Annotated in this window: 13 protein-coding genes and 1 pseudogene; 5 read left to right on the plus strand and 9 right to left on the minus strand. The window is 67.9% G+C overall.

Annotation, left to right across the window (positions count from 1 at the left end; translation table 11 throughout):
* The first annotated feature begins 22 nt into the window (after window positions 1–22).
* Complete coding sequence (locus AC5IG3_RS08285) at window positions 23–919, plus strand: DMT family transporter (protein ID WP_491905816.1); 897 nt, start codon at window positions 23–25, stop codon at window positions 917–919.
* Here AC5IG3_RS08285 and AC5IG3_RS08290 read toward each other — a convergent pair.
* Window positions 849–2,012 (minus strand): glycosyltransferase family protein, encoded by a 1,164-nt coding sequence (locus tag AC5IG3_RS08290; protein WP_491905817.1) that lies wholly within the window; start codon window positions 2,010–2,012, stop codon window positions 849–851. The genes AC5IG3_RS08285 and AC5IG3_RS08290 overlap by 71 nt on opposite strands.
* A gap of 2 nt (window positions 2,013–2,014) precedes the next feature.
* The gene (locus tag AC5IG3_RS08295) at window positions 2,015–3,139 is read right to left on the minus strand and encodes a DegT/DnrJ/EryC1/StrS family aminotransferase (RefSeq protein WP_491905818.1); all 1,125 of its coding nucleotides are present in this window, start codon (window positions 3,137–3,139) and stop codon (window positions 2,015–2,017) included.
* Between the two features lie 44 nt (window positions 3,140–3,183).
* Between AC5IG3_RS08295 and AC5IG3_RS08300 the strand changes: the two genes are divergently transcribed.
* Window positions 3,184–4,638 carry a right-handed parallel beta-helix repeat-containing protein gene (locus tag AC5IG3_RS08300; RefSeq protein ID WP_491905819.1) on the plus strand — a complete coding sequence of 485 codons (1,455 nt, stop codon included), beginning with the start codon at window positions 3,184–3,186 and terminating at the stop codon, window positions 4,636–4,638.
* A gap of 48 nt (window positions 4,639–4,686) precedes the next feature.
* On the opposite strand, the pseudogene AC5IG3_RS08305 reads toward AC5IG3_RS08300, so the two are convergent.
* The 7 genes and pseudogenes from AC5IG3_RS08305 to AC5IG3_RS08335 all read right to left on the minus strand — a co-directional run.
* Window positions 4,687–5,898: pseudogene (locus tag AC5IG3_RS08305) on the minus strand (glycosyltransferase family 4 protein); the annotation flags it as partial.
* A gap of 1 nt (window position 5,899) precedes the next feature.
* Window positions 5,900–6,958 (minus strand): glycosyltransferase family 4 protein, encoded by a 1,059-nt coding sequence (locus AC5IG3_RS08310; protein ID WP_491905820.1) that lies wholly within the window; start codon window positions 6,956–6,958, stop codon window positions 5,900–5,902.
* 17 nt (window positions 6,959–6,975) lie between these two features.
* Entirely contained in the window at window positions 6,976–7,986 is a 1,011-nt protein-coding gene (locus AC5IG3_RS08315; protein WP_491905821.1) for a glycosyltransferase family 2 protein, read from the minus strand.
* Window positions 7,987–7,991: 5 nt separating this feature from the next.
* Complete coding sequence (locus tag AC5IG3_RS08320; RefSeq protein WP_491905822.1) at window positions 7,992–9,326, minus strand: hypothetical protein; 1,335 nt, start codon at window positions 9,324–9,326, stop codon at window positions 7,992–7,994.
* Entirely contained in the window at window positions 9,323–10,576 is a 1,254-nt protein-coding gene (locus AC5IG3_RS08325) for an oligosaccharide flippase family protein (RefSeq protein ID WP_491905823.1), read from the minus strand. The genes AC5IG3_RS08320 and AC5IG3_RS08325 overlap by 4 nt, the downstream gene beginning before the upstream one ends.
* A gap of 8 nt (window positions 10,577–10,584) precedes the next feature.
* Window positions 10,585–11,481: a polysaccharide biosynthesis tyrosine autokinase gene (locus AC5IG3_RS08330; RefSeq protein WP_491905824.1), complete on the minus strand. Its 897-nt coding sequence runs from the start codon at window positions 11,479–11,481 to the stop codon at window positions 10,585–10,587.
* A 43-nt stretch (window positions 11,482–11,524) separates the two neighbouring features.
* A complete protein-coding gene (locus AC5IG3_RS08335) occupies window positions 11,525–12,952 on the minus strand; it encodes a Wzz/FepE/Etk N-terminal domain-containing protein (RefSeq protein WP_491905825.1) in 1,428 nt (475 codons plus the stop codon).
* Window positions 12,953–13,395: 443 nt separating this feature from the next.
* Between AC5IG3_RS08335 and AC5IG3_RS08340 the strand changes: the two genes are divergently transcribed.
* The 3 genes from AC5IG3_RS08340 to AC5IG3_RS08350 all read left to right on the plus strand — a co-directional run bounded on the left by AC5IG3_RS08340 (window position 13,396) and on the right by AC5IG3_RS08350 (window position 16,726).
* A complete protein-coding gene (locus AC5IG3_RS08340) occupies window positions 13,396–13,989 on the plus strand; it encodes a sugar transferase (protein ID WP_491905826.1) in 594 nt (197 codons plus the stop codon).
* Window positions 13,989–15,101 carry a glycosyltransferase gene (locus tag AC5IG3_RS08345; protein ID WP_491905827.1) on the plus strand — a complete coding sequence of 371 codons (1,113 nt, stop codon included), beginning with the start codon at window positions 13,989–13,991 and terminating at the stop codon, window positions 15,099–15,101. Before AC5IG3_RS08340 ends, AC5IG3_RS08345 begins: the two co-directional genes overlap by 1 nt.
* A gap of 65 nt (window positions 15,102–15,166) precedes the next feature.
* The gene (locus AC5IG3_RS08350) at window positions 15,167–16,726 is read left to right on the plus strand and encodes an MBOAT family O-acyltransferase (RefSeq protein WP_491905828.1); all 1,560 of its coding nucleotides are present in this window, start codon (window positions 15,167–15,169) and stop codon (window positions 16,724–16,726) included.
* The last annotated feature ends 8 nt before the right edge of the window (window positions 16,727–16,734 follow it).

Raw genomic sequence — 16,734 nt, forward strand, 5'->3', positions numbered from 1 at the left:
CGTCACTGACAGCACGCCACCGATGACGGCTGCCGCTCCGCCCAAGCTCTGGCCGGGCCTGGCGTTTGCGCTGATCGGCTCGATCGCGTTCTCGGGCAAGGCCATCATCGTCAAGCTCGGCTACCGGCACGGCGCCGATGCGATCACGCTGCTGATGCTGCGCATGGCGTTTGCGTTGCCGCTGTTCGTGGCGCTGGCGTGGTGGGCTGGGCGCGGCCAGCGCGCGCTGCACCGGCGCGACTGGATCACCATCTTCGGCCTGGGATTCTCTGGCTACTACCTGGCGAGCTTCCTGGACTTCGCCGGGCTGGGCTACATCAGCGCGAGCCTGGAGCGGCTGATCCTCTACCTCAATCCGACCCTCGTGCTGTTGCTGGGCGTGGTGTTGTTCAAGCACCGGGTCAAGCCGCGCCAGCTGGTGGCTCTGGGCGTGAGCTACGCCGGCGTGGTGCTGGTGTTCGGCCATGAGCTGACGCTCGCCGGTGCCAATGTGGGCCTGGGTGCGGCGCTGGTGTTCGGCAGCGCGGTCAGCTACGCGGTCTACCTGGTCTTCAGCGGCGAGGAGGTCAAGCGCCTGGGCTCGCTGCGCCTCACGGGCCTGGCGACCACGGTGGCCTGCCTGCTGTGCATCGGCCAGTTCGTGCTGTTGCGGCCGCTGGCGTCGGTGGCGGAGATTCCTTCCGCGGTGATCTGGCTGTCGGTGCTCAACGCCACCGCCTGCACCTTTGCGCCGGTGATCCTGGTGATGATGGCCATCGAGCGCCTGGGCGCCACGCTCACCGCCCAGACCGGGCTGGTCGGGCCGCTCAGCACCATCCTGATGGGGGTGTACGTGCTGGGCGAGCCGTTCAATCAGTGGATTGCCGCCGGTTCGGTGCTGGTGTTCCTGGGCGTGTGGCTGCTGGCGCGCTGGCGCTGACGCTGGCAAAGAACTGACCCCACTGCGCTTCGCAGGCGGCCCAGCCGAAGGCTTGAAGCGCGGCGGCGATGGTGTCTTTCCAGGGCGGCGCGGGCGTGTGCTGCAGGCGGGCCAGCAGGGTGGGCAACTCGTGCGGCTCATCGAAGGCGTGCACGCCGGCAAAGCGCTGCGAGGCCCAGTCGATGAAGGCCGAGCGCCGCGCCACGATGAACGACACCTTGCCAAGCGCCTCGAAGAACGCGCCGCTGACCAGTGCCGTGCCGGTGGCATGCGGCAGGATCAGCACGTCGGCGGCGCGCATGTGGGCCTCGAACTCCTCGTCGGACTGGTGCCTCGCGTCGATCGTGACAGCCTGCTGCAGCCCCCGTGTGGCGATGATCTGCTGCAGCGTTGCCAGCAGGTCGGCGCTGCAGCGGCCGGCGATGTGCAGCCTCAGATCAGCGGGCCAGACGTTCAGGATGGTGTCGATGGCCTTGTAGGGCCGGATGGCACCCAGCATCGCGTGGTGCGAGGCACTGGCAAACGGCACCGTATTCAGGCGCGGTGCTGCCGTGGCCTGTCTCGACGCCACAGGCGGCATCGCCCGGGCGGGCTGCGGCCTGTCCCAGAACAGCGGGTGTGGCAGGTACACGGCCTGGTACTGCTGCGAACAGCTCGGGTCGTGCACGACGCGCGCATCGGCGGTACGGCACAGCAGTGCCACCAGCCTGCGTGACAGGTGGCGCAACGGGCCGAAGGTGTCATGCACGGCGTGGTCATGCACAAAGAACACCACTCGGGCGCGGGCGCAGGCCAGCACCAGCAGCATGAAACCCAGCATCAGGCAGCCCGTCAGCGACAGTCGCGTGCCGGCCCGGCCGAAGTGGAAGGCGCGCATTTCCAGCCACTGCACCAGCACGAGGTTGCGCCGCTGCATCACGCCGCGCAGCCCGCCGCCCTGCAGCAGGTGCTTGACCGAGAAGGGCTGCACCTCGAAGCCGGCGGCCTCGACCAGCGCCTTCTGCATCTCGATGTAGGCGTTGGTCGGCAGGTTGTACGGCGTCACGAAGGCCACGGGCGGCGGCAGCGCCGGTGCGGGGGCGGCTTCGACCATCGTCACGCTTCCGCGAAGGCGCGAATCTGCTCGATCACGCGCAGGACATCGGCATCCTCCAGCGCCGGGTAGATCGGCAGGCACAGCACTTCCTTGGCAATGCGGTTGGCGTGGGGCAGGTGGGCAGCAGCGGCGGAGGGCAGGCCGCGGTACATCGGCATCTCGCTGAGCAGCGGGTAGAAATAGCGCCGAGCGAAGATGCCCTGCTCGCGCAGGCGCTCGTAGACCGCATCCCGGCTGATCGGGAAGGACGACTCGATGAAGATCGGGTGGTACGAGTGGTTGGGCACCGTATCGGGCGTGGCCTCCAGCACGCGGATGCCGGGCACGCCGCGCAGGTGCTGGTCGTACATCGCGGCAATCTGGGTGCGGCGGGCGATGAAGCTGTCCACGTGCTGCAACTGCAGCAGGCCGAAGGCGGCCTGGATCTCGTTCATCTTGCCGTTGATGCCCGGCGCCATCACCGTGACCTCGTCGGCGATGCCGAAGTTCTTCAGGTAGTCGATGCGCAGCTTGGTCTTGGCGTCCGGGCAGACGATGGCACCGCCCTCGATGGTGGTGTAGACCTTGGTGGCGTGGAAGCTCAGCACCGACAGGTCGCCCCAGTTCAGCAGGCTCTCGCCCTTGTACTGCACGCCAAACGCGTGCGCGGCGTCGTAGATCACCTTCAGGCCGTAGGTGTCGGCGATGCGCTGGATGCGCTCCACATCGCACGGCGTGCCGTAGCAGTGCACCGGCATGATGGCGGTGGTCTGCGGCGTGATGGCCGCCTCGATCGCGTCCGGGTCGAGGTTGCAGGTCTTCGGGCAGATGTCGGCAAACACCGGCTTGAGGCCATTCCACAGCACCGAGTGCGCGGTGGCGGCAAACGAGTACGGCGTGGTGATGACCTCGCCCGTGACGCGCAGCGCCTGCAGTGCCGTCAGCAACCCGAGCGTGCCGTTGGCAAACAGCGCCAGCTGCTTGACGCCCAGGTATTCCGTCAGCGCGCTTTCAAGCTTCTGGTGGAACGGCCCGCCGTTGGTGATCATCTTGGCGTCCCAGATCTGCTGCAGATAGGGCATGAAATCTTCCAGCGGCGGCAGGAAGGGTTGCGTGACGTAGACCGGTGCCTTGGGGGTGCTCATGGCTGAACTCCTGGGTGAGAGGGGAAGGCCGACAATTCGCGGCGATGAATGCAGTCAGAAAAAACTTGGCGTTGCGACGGGCGTTGCGGCAGACGGCGCAACTCGCCTGCGGCCTGGTGGGCCTGACGGGCTTTGTAGCGACCTTCAGCGTGTGGGCCGGTGCGTTGCCCGACGACCTGTGCCGGCTGACACCTGCTACCGTGAAAGCGACCCTGCCGCCTTGGCCTCAGGTGCCGGCCCAGGCTCGCCGCGTGACCGACTTCGGCGCGCGGCCCGATGACAACCGGCCCGACGACGCCGCCATTGCTGCCGCGCTGGCCGCCCTGCGGCCGGGCGACTGGCTGGTGTTTCCACCTGGCCGCTACCTGCAGGCGCACAGCATCCGCGTCACCGTGCCGGGCGTGACCTGGTGGGGCGTGGGCGCGCAGTTGCACGCGACCGATCCGCAGGATCACGCATTGAGCCTGCGGGCCGACGGCGTTCGCCTGTATGGCTTCACGTTGAGCACCGCCACCGACATGCGCCGCACGACGCCTGAGCAGTCGCGCGTCAACGTCTACCGAGACGAGGCCTTGCCCGGCCTGCAGACCGGCAACGTGTTGCGCGGCCTGACGATCACCGAAGCGTCCGCGCAGGGCACCGCCCACGGCGCCGGTGCGGCCGGCATCCTGATCTTCGGCGCCAAGCGCTTCCTGGTGGCCGAGAACACCGTACGGCGCACGCTGGCCGATGGCATCCACATCACCGGTGGCAGTCGCCAGGGCTGGGTGCTGGGCAACACCGTGCGGGAGGCGGGCGACGACCTGATCGCCACCGTGTCCTACCGGGGTGACAAGGCGCCGGTCAGCGACATCCTGATGGCAGGCAACGACGTGGCGGGCGGCTACTGGGGCCGGGGCATTTCGGTGGTCGGCAGCCAGCGCGTCACGGTGTGCGGCAACCACATTGCGCGCATGGCCCGTGCGGCCGGCGTGCTGGTGGCCCAGGAAGGCGCCGAGGCTGCCGACACGCCTGGCGCGAGCGACATCCGCATCGAGCGCAACCTGATCGAGCAGGTGCAGACCCAGCCGCCCGATTGGCTGCCCGCCGGCGTGCCGTTTGCCGACCTGCGCCGGCGCGTGCTGAAGGAGCCGCGCACCGGTCATGGCGCCATTGAGGTTCACGCCATTGGCAACGCGGCTGGCCTGATCGCCCAGCCTGCGCAAGCGGCCTTGCGGCGGGTGGAGCGGGTGCTGATCCAGCACAACCGCATCGACGGCGTGGCGGGTGCCGGCATCCGCATCGGCGCCGACAGCGCCACCGGCTTGGTGCGCGACCTCTGGCTGTGCGACAACGCGGTGGTCGCGGCGCGCGGCGCGCCCGTGCAGCGCGAAGCCAGCCTCGCGCCACAGGCGGTGCGCGAGTGGCCGGCTGGCGCGGGAGGCGCGTGCGTCGGCCCCGCAGGCTTGGCGGCCGAGCGCGTCGGCGCTCGGCTCGAAGGCCTGTCGCCGCCTTGGTGAGTGCTGCTGGAGTGGCACGCCGGGCTTCCTGAATCAGCGCGGCTGTTCGGCGGGCTGGGCTGCGGGCTGGAACTCGGCCCAGGCCTGCGCGACGGATTGCTGCAGCCGGGTGCGGAACAGCTCGGGCGTGAAGGCCTCGGCGTGGCGCCGGCAGGCGTGCGGGTCGATCGGTACGGCGAGCGCCTCGAAGGCCTGCACCGCCGCGATGATGGCGTCCTGGCTCTGCTCGAAGAAGAACAGCCCGGTGCGGGTGGCGGCATCGCCCTTCGCCCGCACGGTCTCCAGCGAGCCGCCGCGCCCGAAGGCGATCACCGGCGTGCCGCAGGCCTGGGCTTCGACCGGGGTGAGGCCGAAATCCTCTTCCGCCGCAAACACCAGCGCCCGGGCGCGCTGCATGTGGTCGACCAGCACCGTGTCGCTCTGGTAGCCCAGCACCGTGATGTTCTTGCAGGACGCCGCGACGGCGCGCAGCCGCTCCATGTCGGGGCCGTCGCCGATCACCACCAGCTGCTTGTCGGGCATGCGCGCGAAGGCCTCGGCAATCAGCGGCATCTTCTTGTAGGGCACCAGCCGTGAGGCGGCCAGGTAGAAGTCGTCCTTGCGGGTGTGCAGCGCAAACCGCGCCACATCGACCGGCGGGTGGATGACCTGGGCTTCGCGCCGGTAGGTCTTGCGCACGCGCCGGGCGATGAAGGCGGAGTTGGCGACGAAGACATCGACGCCGTCGGCCGCCCGCGCGTCCCACAGCCGCAGGTAATGCAGCATGGCGCGCGCCACCACGCTCTTGACGCCGCGCACCAGGCCGGACTCCTGCAGGTACTGGTGCTGCAGGTCCCAGGCGTAGCGCATGGGCGAGTGGATGTAGCAGACGTGCAGCTGATCCGGCCCGGTGATCACGCCCTTGGCCACGGCGTGGTTGGACGAGATGACCAGGTCGTAGCCCGACAGATCCAGCTGCTCGACCGCCATCGGCATCAGCGGCAGGTAGGCGCGGAAGCGCTTGCGCGCCATCGGCAGCCGCTGGATGAAGCTGGTGCGCGCTGGCTTGCCGCGCACGAAGCCGCGCTGGCCGTCTGCGAGGAAATCGACCACGGCAAACAGGTCGGCGTCGGGGTAGAGGTGCAGGATCTGCTCCAGCACCTTTTCGCTGCCGGCATAGGTGGCCAGCCATTCATGGACGACGGCGACGCGTTGGGGTTGGGACATGGTGGGGTGGGTCAAGGAAGGGGTCTCGAACGGCACGGCGAACGGCACGGCCAGGTCAACCTGCCAGGCGCTGGCCGAGTGCCGAGAAGGTCTGCGCGGCGCCGTCCCAGGTCAGCTGCGCGGCGCGTGCGTGGCCGGCGGCGCGCAACTCGCCCGCCAGGTGGTGGGAGCCGAGCAGGCGCCGCAGCTGGACGGCCAGCGTGGCGGGATCGGCCGGGTCGCAGTACAGCGCGGCGTCGGCGCAGACCTCGGGCAGCGAGGCGCGCTCCGAGACGATCACCGGGCAGCCGCAGCACATAGCTTCGAGCGGCGGCAGGCCGAAGCCTTCGTAGAACGACGGGAAGACGAAGCACGCGGCGCCCTCGTAGAGCGCGCGCAGCTGCGCATCGCTGACGTAGCCGGTGCGCTGCAGCCGGGCGTGTTCCAGCGTGCCGCCGGCAAACACGCGCGAGTTGCCGCTGCCGGCGGCCACCAGCACGATGGACGGGTCGTCGAGCAACTCCATCGCCTGCAGCACGGCCGCGAAGTTCTTGTTGGGCGACGCGCTGCCCACGGCCAGCACGTAGCGGCGCCCGCGCAGGTCGATGCGGTCGAACACCGAGTGATCGGCCGGCTCGCGCAGGATGTGCTCGCCCCCTTCGGGGATCACCTCGATGCCCTGCGCCCGCACGCCGAAGTGGCGCGTCAGCTCATCGGCACTGAAGCGCGATACCGTGGCCACGCACGCCGAGCGGCGCATCAGCGCGCCCAGCATCACGCGGTACCAGCTGCGAAAGGCCAGGCTGTAGTTCTGCGGGTTGGCCACCGCTGCGGCGTCGTGGATCACCGCCAGCTGGCGGCGCCGCATCAGGGGCGCGGTGTTGCACAGGTTGATCAGCCAGTCGTCGCCGGCCAGGCGCGGCAGGTCGAACTGCTCCCACGCGTGGCCGCCCCGCGCGCCGGCAAATTTCACCGGCAGGCCGGGTGGGGCGGTCGACACCAGGGTCGAGCCTTCGGGCGCGACCAGCTGCGAGCCGGCCAACTCGCCCCGGCGGGCGAGCGCGCCCAGCAACTCGATCGCAAAGCGGTCGACGCCCGTGGCGGGACGGGTCAGGAAACGGCCGTTGATCAGCACAGGCGCTCCTTGGCCGTTCAGGCCGCCACCGGCGCGCCGGCCGACTGGCGGTGCAGGCGGGCAATGCGCATCGCCACGGCCTCGGGCAGCACTGCCACGCCCAGCACCCAGGCCATCAGCACCAGCTTGCGCGGCCAGCTCATGGCGGGCCAGCGCCACAGGCCGGCCAGCGCCTGGCGCACCATGGCGGCCGGCGTGGCGGGCAGCGCACGCAAGACCGCGTCGCCGCCAAAGCGCACGCACAGCGCCACGGTGCGGGCTTCCCAGGGCGCGAAGCCGAGTGGCTGCGCGTGAACGATGCCGGCTTGCTCCATGCCGTCGGCGACAGCCTGCTTGGCCGCCATCAGGCGCTCGAACTCCGACAGCAGGCCGGTGGGCGAGTTGTTGAACAGCAGCGACTTGTCGGTGGCCGGCCGGTGGATGCGGTAGCCGCCCAGGCTGTGCGTGACCGAGGCGATCGCGCCGTAGGCCGGCGCCAGCAGGATCGGGATGGTGTCGGCGCCGATGCGCCACGGCCCGGTCGCCATCGGCAGCACACGGTTCAGAAAGCTGCGGTGGTAGGCATTGCCCGAGCCCGGCGGCGAGCCATAGGTGCCGAACTCGCGCATCAGGGCCGGGGCCTCGTGGTCGTGCATCTCGCGCGGCAGGCGCCGGCCCAGCGGCGCGCCCTGGGCGTCGCACATGTCGAGGCGGAACTGCACCTTGCTCACGCCGGGCTGCCAGGCGGCGACGATGTCGCGCACCGCGTCGGGGTAGAGCCAGTCGTCGGCGTCCAGGAAGATCACCAGGTCGCCGCTGCTGCGCGCGTAGCCGGCGTTGTAGGCCGAGGCCTGGCCGCCGTTGGGCTTGTCGATGATGGCGGCCACCCGGTCGGCGTAGCGGTTGATCACGTCCATCGAGCGGTCGGGCGAGCCGTCGTCGACCAGGATGATCTCGACATCGGCATGGCTTTGCGCCAGGGCCGAGTCGATGCACTGCGCCACATAGGCTTCGTAGTTGTAGTTGTCGATGACGATGCTGACGCGCATGTTGTTCACACTCCTTGATGTTTCAGCGGCACGGTGGCGCCGGTTCGGGCCAGCACGAGGGCCAGTCCCATGCCGAGCACCCAGGTAAAGGCGCGCGGTTGGCTCAGGTAGGGGTAGCGGTAGATCTCCATGAAGGTGATGAAGAACATCGGGTACATCAGCACGCCGATGAGCCGGCCTTCCCGGAACGCCCGGAACGCCAGCCCTGCCAGGAATGAGGTCAAGAAGGTGTAGGCCACGGCGCCCGCGATGCCCAGGTCGGAGATGACCGCGAACACGCCCGAGGGGCTGTTGAACTCGATGTCCTCGAAGGTCGTCAGGTAGATCAGGAAGCTGCCGCCCTTGAAGCCGACCGCCTCCGAGAACGGCCGGCCCAGCCCGAACGGCGCGTTGTGCAGCCACTCCAGCGTGTACTCGAACTGAAAGGTCGGCCACGACGTGGTGGCCAGCAGGCCGGCGCCGTTGTTGAGCGAGGTGTAGTAGTAGCTCGCGAAGCGCCCGATGGCGAATTCCCAGAAGCCGAACTGGTTCTTGTAATCACCCGCACTCCAGGAGCGGGCGTACTCGGACAGGCCAAAAAACAGGATCAGCAGCGGGATCGCGCCATAAGGTCCGACCCCCCGCGCCAGCGCCCAGCCCGCGCCCGTCTGCCGGCACATGCGCCGCCCGGCCACCATGGCGAACGGAATGGTCGACTCGATCAGCGCCAGCCGCTCCGACCACGCATAGACCCGGAACAGCGTGAACAGCCCCAGCGCAATCGCCAGCGCGTGCAGCGCCCGGGTGGGCTGGCTGTCGTTGTTGTTGATGCTGTTGTTGTCGCCAAACGCGCGCATGGCGTAGATCGAGAAGAAGGCGGGCGTGAAGTTGGCCAGCGAGGTCAGGCCCGGCGTCAGCGTGATGTCGTTGCGGTCGGGCGTGTAGGCGCCGGTCAGGATGCTCAGCAGCAGCGGCGGGTTGAGCAGGAAATCCCGGAACCAGATCACGAACGCCAGCAGCGCGATGCTGCCCAGCGTGAAGGCGGCGCGGTCCCAGCCGCGCGCTTGTGCGACTGCTTCATTCCCGGTGCGCGCACGGGGTGCCACAGGCGCGTGCAACTGCGCGCCGAACCAGCCGCCCAATGCCACCACCAGCATCATGGCGCCGCCCAGCATCAGGTAGTTCAGGTCCAGGAAGCGCACGCCGCGGATCGTCAGCGCGGGCGATTGACCCTGGCCGGCGTAGGCGATCAGGAACATCAGCGGCAGCAGAAAGCCCAGCGAGATGCCCGCCGGCGAGCACCACCACGGCATGGCGTGGGCGGTGTCTGCTGCGGAAGTAGAGGCTGCGCGCGCACTCATGGCTTCAGTCGCTGCGTGACACGCACGAGTTGCCAGCCCGACACCAGCATCACCACGGTCTCGGCCGCCAGCACGGCCCAGCCATAGGCATCGCTGGTGTGGGCCAGCACCACCAGCCCGAAGGCCAGCGACGCCAGCATCTGCACGGCCGCGTAGACGCGTTCCTTGCCGAAGGCGATCAGGCTCTGCAGTCCGTAGAGGTTGCCCACGGCCTGGATGGGCAGGCTCAGCGCCAGCAGCATCATCATCAGGGTGGCCAGCGGCACCTCTTCCGTGAACACGAAGCGGCTGATCTCGGGCGCCAGCCAGAGCATGCCGCCGGTGATCAGCAGCGCCGCCGGCAAGGTCACCCACAGCAGGCGGCGACCCACGGCAACGGCCTCGGCCGGTCGATCCCTGGCCAGGCCCGAGATGCGCACAAAGCCCAGTTGCTGGATCGGCAGCAGCATCGCCTGCCCGACCGAGCGCACGCGCAGGGCCAGCCCGGCGGCGCCCACGGTGGCCGGGTCGGCGATGAAGCCCAGCAGCGCCACGCCGCCGTTGGTCAGCAGCGCACCGTTCATGTTGCCCAGCAGGATGGTCCAGCTGCGCCGCAGCAGTTCCAGCACGCGCGGCTGCTCGATGGCCACGCGCTGCATCAGGCGCAGGCGCAGCAGGCTGGCCCAGGCCAGGCCGCTGGTCACCATCGAGACGATGGCGTAGACCCACAGCGCCCGCTCGATGCTGGCCTGCTGCGACATCAGCAGCAGCAGGCAGGCAATGCCGAACAGCCGCGCGCCGGTGGTGATGGCCAGCAGCAGCCGGGTGTGTTCGGTGGCGCGCAGAAACCAGGACACATCGAGCGCGAAGCCCACCAGGTAGGCGGCCGAGCCGATCATCATCGGCCACTCGGCCACGCCGCGCGCGGCGCACAGGCCCGCACCGGCCACCAGCACGGCCAGCCCGAGCAGGCCGATCTTGGCGGCCGTGACGTGCCACAGCACCTTGCTGCAGTGCAGCTTGTCGTCGCGCCGCTGCGCGACCTCTCGGATGCCGTGCCAGTCCAGCCCGAACTCGATGAACATGCCGATGAAGGCCGCCAGCGCGGTGTAGAACGACAGCACGCCGTAGTCGTTGAGCCCCAGCGTGCGGCCACACACCACCGCAAAGACCAGCGGGAAGGCGAAGGTGGCGACGTTGGTGAGCGCCAGCTCGCCGAGCTTGCCGAGCGTCGCCAGTTTCAGTCGGGGCAGGCGGATCACAGGGATCACGGCGGGTTTCAGTGGTTGTGGATGACGACGCCCGCCACCTCGACCCGCGACCGCTTGAGGCTGGCGGCCAGGCGCTGCAGATCGGCCTGGCGGCTGCGGTTCTTGCGCCCGACCAGCACGGCGCAGCCGCAGGTGGCGGCGATCACGCGCGCATCGGCACACAGCCCGGAGGCCGGTGTGTCGACGATGACGCGATCGAAGCCGCGGCTGAGTTCGGCCAGCACGCGCGCGAACGGCGGGCGCTCGATCAGCTCCAGCGGATTGGGCGGCGGCGTGCCCACCTGCAACACCATCAGGTTAGGCAAGCCGACGATGGGGCGCGGCCGCTCCACCCGGCGCCCGGCCAGCACGGCCGACAGGCCTTCCTGCTCGGGCAGGCTGAACAGCTGGTGCAGGCGCGGCTGGCGCAGGTTGGCGTCGACCAGGATCGTGCGCTCGCCCAGCTGGCTGAAGGCCACGGCCAGGTTGGCGGCCAGGAAGCTGCGGCCGTCACCCGCGTCGGGGCTGACCAGCGCGATCGGGTGGCCGCTGCGGCCCAGCCGCTCCATCAGCTGGCTGCGCAGGTCACGGATGGCCTCGGCCTGCGGGCAGTAGGGGTCGCTCGCCAGGATCAGGTCGGTGTGGTTCGGACCGCCATTGTTCTGGCTGTAGGGGTAGTCGAACTGCTGCGCCAGCGCCCACAGCACATCGGCCTGCGACACCAGCGACAGCGCCACGGCCGCCTCGCCGAAGCGCAGGCCGCGGTCGTTCTGCACCGTGAGGATGTGCTCCACGTCCGTGTCGGACAGCGTGCGCACGCTGCGGATGATTTCGCCGATCGGCTGCACCACCTCCGTGCTGGCGCGCTTTCGGTCGGACCGGTCGTTGGGGGCCATGTTCTTGTCAATATCCAGATCGCGTTTCACGGCTGAACTCGCAGTGCAAAGTCAGAAGGGCAGGGCGGGCGGTTCATCGAGGCGCTCCCGGCGTGGCGGGCGCGGTCTTGCCCAGCCAGCGGCCGAGCGCGTGTCCGGAGGGCCGGCTCATGCGCGGAATCTCGACCAGCAGTGGCAGATCAAGCAGGGGCCCCAGGTCTTCCGCGTCGCGCAGGCGGCGGTCCTGCAGCTCGCGCCACAAGCTCCACACCAGCGCCAGCGCCCCGCCCAGCACGGCGGCCAGACCCAGGTTGAAACCCAGGCGCGGCGACGATGGCAGGGCCGACGGTGCGGCCTTCTTCAGCACGGCGATGTTGCTCAGGCGGCTGCGGCTTTCCAGGTCGGCCTGGTTGGCGCGCACCGCAATCACGTCGTAGTTGCGCTGCGCGCTGACCACGTCGCGCTGCAGCAGCTGGGCCTGGTCGCGCAGCAGCTTGTGCTCGGCCACCTTCAGGCGCTGGGCTTCCAGTGCGGCGCGCGTCTGGGCGATGCGTGACTGGTTGACCGCATTGCTCACGCCCAGGCTGGCGGCGATGCGACGCGACTCGGTGGCGATCTGGTTGCGCAGCTGCTTGACGTTGGCACGCAGTTCCTGGATGGCCGGGTGCTGGTCGCCCAGGCGCGTGCTCATCTCGCTGAGGCGGGTTTCCTGGCGCGACAGGTCGGCGCTCAGGCTGGTGACGATGGGGCTGCTCAGCACCTCGGGCGCCTGCTCGATGTTGTTGCGCGCCTGCGTCTGCCGGCTGCCGGACTCGCCGCCCAGCGCCTGCAGGCTGACCAGTTGCGACGACAGCTCGTTGAGCCGGGTGGTCTCGATGTCGAGCCGCTCGTCCGGGTTCATGGCCACCAGCGCGTTCTCGCGCTGGAACGCCGACAGCCGTTGCTGGGCCAGGTCGAGTTCATTGCGCAGCTGCGTGTTGCGTTCCTCGAAGAAGCGGTCGGAGCTTTGCGCGGGCTGCACCCGCAATTCCAGCGAGGTGTCGATGTAGGCCTGCATGAAGGCGTTGGCGATCTGCGCGGCCTGGTCACGCCCCGGTGCGGTGTAGGCGATGTTGATGACGCCGGACTCCCGCGTGGGCCGGATCTCCAGCTTGCGCAGCACCTGCTCGCCCAGCCAGGACTCGAAGTCGCCCACGCCCTGGGTGGCCTCCTGCCACTTGGCCCGCCAGATGGCGGCGGCCGGTCCGACCATGAACTGCTCGGCGATGACGCGCTTGACCACGCGCTCGCTCTGGATCACGTCCAGCTGGGTCGACATATAGGCGCTGGCCTGCTGGGCCATGAAGCCGGCCGGGTTCAGCGGGTCTTGCGACTTGATGTCGATCAGCACCGTCGCCGTCGAGGTGTATTGCTTTGGCAACACCAGGCTCAGCACCACCGCCACCCCCAGGGCCAGCGAAACGACGGAAACCGCCCCAAGCCAACGGGCCCGCAAGCTGCGCAGATATTGCGAAAAGGTCATGTGCGAGGACGGTTCTGAAAGATTGACACCAATAAGGTGTGGACTTCGTTTTGATTTAAACCAAACATGGCTTGGTTAATTGGAGATATCGGCGCTTCAAGATGTTCACTTGAGGCATTCCGAATGTGAAATTCAGGCACTACATCACTTTCGGCGCCAAAGTGTTGCGCTTTGGTGAAGCGCTCGAACTGCTTCAAAAAGAAACAGACCCAATCAGCTTAGCTGATGTCAAGTAAGATAATGCAACAGAAGTGTTGTTTGGGTAAATTTTTTACAGATGACGTGACGGGCGCCGATAAGTCTGTTTACCTGCATGCCCACCCCCGAACGTTCCGAAGGACGATATGAATCAGACCCCGGGAGCTCAGTCCTTTCTAGCGGGCGCCTCACGGCTTCGTGGCCCCCAGACGACCCGCCGCAGCGCGGTGATGGATCGCCTGTCCATGCACATCAATCAGCTCTTTGCGTTGCTGCTGATCACGCTGTTCAGCCCCATCCTGCTGACCGTCGCGTTCTGCATCTGGCGCAGCGATGGCGCGCCCGTGCTGTTCGGGCACTACCGGGTCGGCTCGCATGGACGGCTGTTCCGCTGCTTCAAGTTCCGCACCATGTACCTGCAGTCCGACCGCATGCTGCGCGAGTTGCTGGCGTCCGACGAGCAGGCACGTGCCGAGTGGGCCAAGGACCGCAAGCTCACCCGCGACCCGCGCATCACGCCCATCGGCAACTTCCTGCGCCGCACCAGCCTTGATGAGCTGCCGCAGCTCTTCAACGTGCTGCGCGGCGAGATGAGCCTGATCGGCCCGCGCCCCATCACCATCGCCGAACTGCCGCGCTATGGGCTGGTGCGCTGGCACTACCTGTCGGTGCGGCCGGGCATGACCGGCCTGTGGCAGGTCAGCGGCCGCAACGACACCACCTATGAAGAGCGGGTCGAACTCGACCGCCACTACGTCGAGACCCGCAGCCTGCGCATGAGCCTGCGCATCCTGTGGCGCACCCTGGGCGTGGTCTTTGCCGGCAGCGGAGCCCGCTGATGGGCCGGGTGTCTCCGCACGCCGAACACGTCGTCCATCTGGTCGGTCCGCTGCAGAGCCAGGCCAGCCACCTTTTGTGGCCCACGGTGCTGGCGCTGGCTCATGCCGGCGTCACGCAGACCGTGGTGCTGCTGCAGGCGGAGGATGCCGACTTCGCCCGCATGATGCTGCCCCGCCAGGTAAGCGTGAGGGTGGCCGAGGCGCGCGGCCTCCTGGGCCTGCGCCGGCGTCGCGCGCACGTCGCACTGGCCGAGGTCTTTGCCGGCGGGCCGGTGCTGGCGGTGCATCTGCACGGTCTGGCAGCCACGCGCTGCGGCATCCGCGCCATGCATGACCTGAAGCTCGAAGCCATGGTGTTCCTGCACCCCGGCATCGACTTTGACGGCGTGCCCCACCGCTTGGCCCTGACGCTCTGGGCCGTCGTCCTGCGCCTGGCAACGCGGCTGCGCCGGCACCTGCCGATCTATGTGGTCCATTCCCAGCACGTCAGTCCGCTGCAGAGCCTGCTCGATCAGCGGCCGATGCTGCTGGGCCAGCCCGTCCGGGACGCCTACTTCTCGACCGAGCGCGACGAGGCGCGCACGCCGCTGATCGTCACCAGCGGCCGCGAGCAGGACTTCTCGCTCGCGCAGGCCTTCGTGCAGATTGCCGCCCTGCTGGCCGGCGTGCAGCCCCAGCTGAGCTTTGCCTGGATCGGCCCGTCTTCGGACGCCGTGCGCCACATTCTTGAGGCCGGCGGCGTCCGGGTGCAGGCGGCCCGCACCTCGGCCGAGCGTGCTGCGGCCCTCGCCCAGGCCTGGCTCTACGTCGCGCCGGATGCAGCCGGTGCCGACGGCGCCCCACTGGCGCAGGCCATGGCCGTGGGCCTGCCCTGCGTGGTGGCCGACACGCCCGCCTGCCGTGAGCTGGTGATCCATCGCCTGGGTGGTTTTGTCTGTCCGGACCAGGCCGCGCTGCTGGCGGGTATTGCGCAGTTGATGGACTCGGCCTCGTTGCGAGTGATGTACGGCCGGGCGGCGCGCAGTCGTGCCCTGCACTGGGCGGGCCGGCGGCGCCGGCTGGACTCGCTGCTGGTCGCCCACGGCCTGGCAGGCCCTGATGGGGTGACGTAGCACCCGCTGCACTTGATTACATCTTGGCGCAGTGACGCGCTCCCCCGGGTCAGCCCATCCAGACCATGCTCTTCAATTCGTACGAGTTCATTCTTGTTTTTCTGCCGCTGGTCCTGATCGGGTTCTTTGCCATCGGAGCGCGTCACCCGCAGGCTGCGGCACTGTGGCTGGGACTGGCCTCTCTGGTGTTTTATGGCCTGTGGAGTGTTCATTACCTGCCGCTGCTGCTGACGTCAGTGTGTTTCAATTATCTGTGCGGGACGCAAATCAGTCGCCTGCGCGCACAGAGTGGGAAATTGGCGGCCAAGCCCGTATTGGTGAGTGGCATCGTCGGCAATCTGCTGTTGCTGAGCTATTACAAATACAGTGATTTCTTCCTGCAAAGCCTCAACGTCGTTTCCGGATCGTCGGTGCCGATGCTGAACCTGATACTGCCCGTGGGAATATCCTTCTTCACGTTCACGCAGATCACGTTTCTGGTGGATTCCTATCGTGGCGTGGTCAAGGAGCATGGCGCAGTTCACTATCTGCTGTTCGTGACCTATTTCCCGCATCTGGTGGCCGGGCCGCTGTTGCATCACAAGCCGATGATTCCGCAATTCGTGGCGCCCGCCACCTATCGCGTCAATCCCCAGAATCTGGCGGTGGGCTTGAGTTTCTTCACGGTCGGGCTGGTCAAAAAACTGCTGATTGCCGACAGCCTGGCCGTGCACGCCAATCCGGTTTTCGAGCAGGCGCTGCGTGGCGCCAGTCCCATGCTGCTCGAATCCTGGATCGGCGCACTGGCCTATACCCTGCAGCTGTATTTTGATTTCTCGGGTTACTCGGACATGGCCATCGGCCTGTCGCTGATGTTCAACATCCGGCTGCCCATGAACTTCGATTCGCCCTACAAGGCCGCCAGCGTGATCGAGATCTGGCAGCGCTGGCACATGACGATGACGCGCTTCTTCGGCGACTACGTCTTCAAGCCCCTGGCCCTGCGGCGGCAGCGCCTGCCCTGGGGGCACAACTACGCCTGCCTGTTCATCACGATGGTGGCCGCCGGACTCTGGCATGGCGCCAGTTGGACCTTTGTGGCCTGGGGCGCCCTGCATGGCGGTCTGCTGCTGATCAATCACGCCTGGCGCAAGGCGGTCAAGAAATGGCGCATGCCTTATCTGGCCGGCCTGACTCTCACTTTCGGCTGTGTCGTTTTCAGTTTGGTACTGTTTCGGGCCGAGAGTTTCAGCGCCGCCTTGAACTTGTTTCAGGGTTTACTCGGATTGCATGGAATTTCTTTGCCGGGGTCGCTGCGGCACTGGTTTGATCCGGCCACCTCGATTCAATTCAACGGCGTACTGGCCATCACCGAAACCGGTACCGGACGAGCTTTGGCGCTGATTGCGCTGGGGCTGGCGATTGTCTGGGGCCTGCCCAATCTGAGGCAACTGACTTTGGCCTTGCAGCCGACCTGGGAGGATATCAGCGGCACGCCCGGCCCGGCGCCGCTGCCCAAAGGCGGCGTGCCGGCCTGGCTGGTCTGGCGTGGCACGCCGGCGCAGGGCTGGGTATTGGGGTTTCTTTTTGCCATCGGCCTGGTGTCGGTGACATCGGCGAGTGAATTTCTCTACTTTCAGTTCTGAGGCGCCTT

It is taken from the genome of Leptothrix sp. (in: b-proteobacteria), from assembly GCF_965250675.1.
Lineage (GTDB): Bacteria > Pseudomonadota > Gammaproteobacteria > Burkholderiales > Burkholderiaceae_C > Sphaerotilus.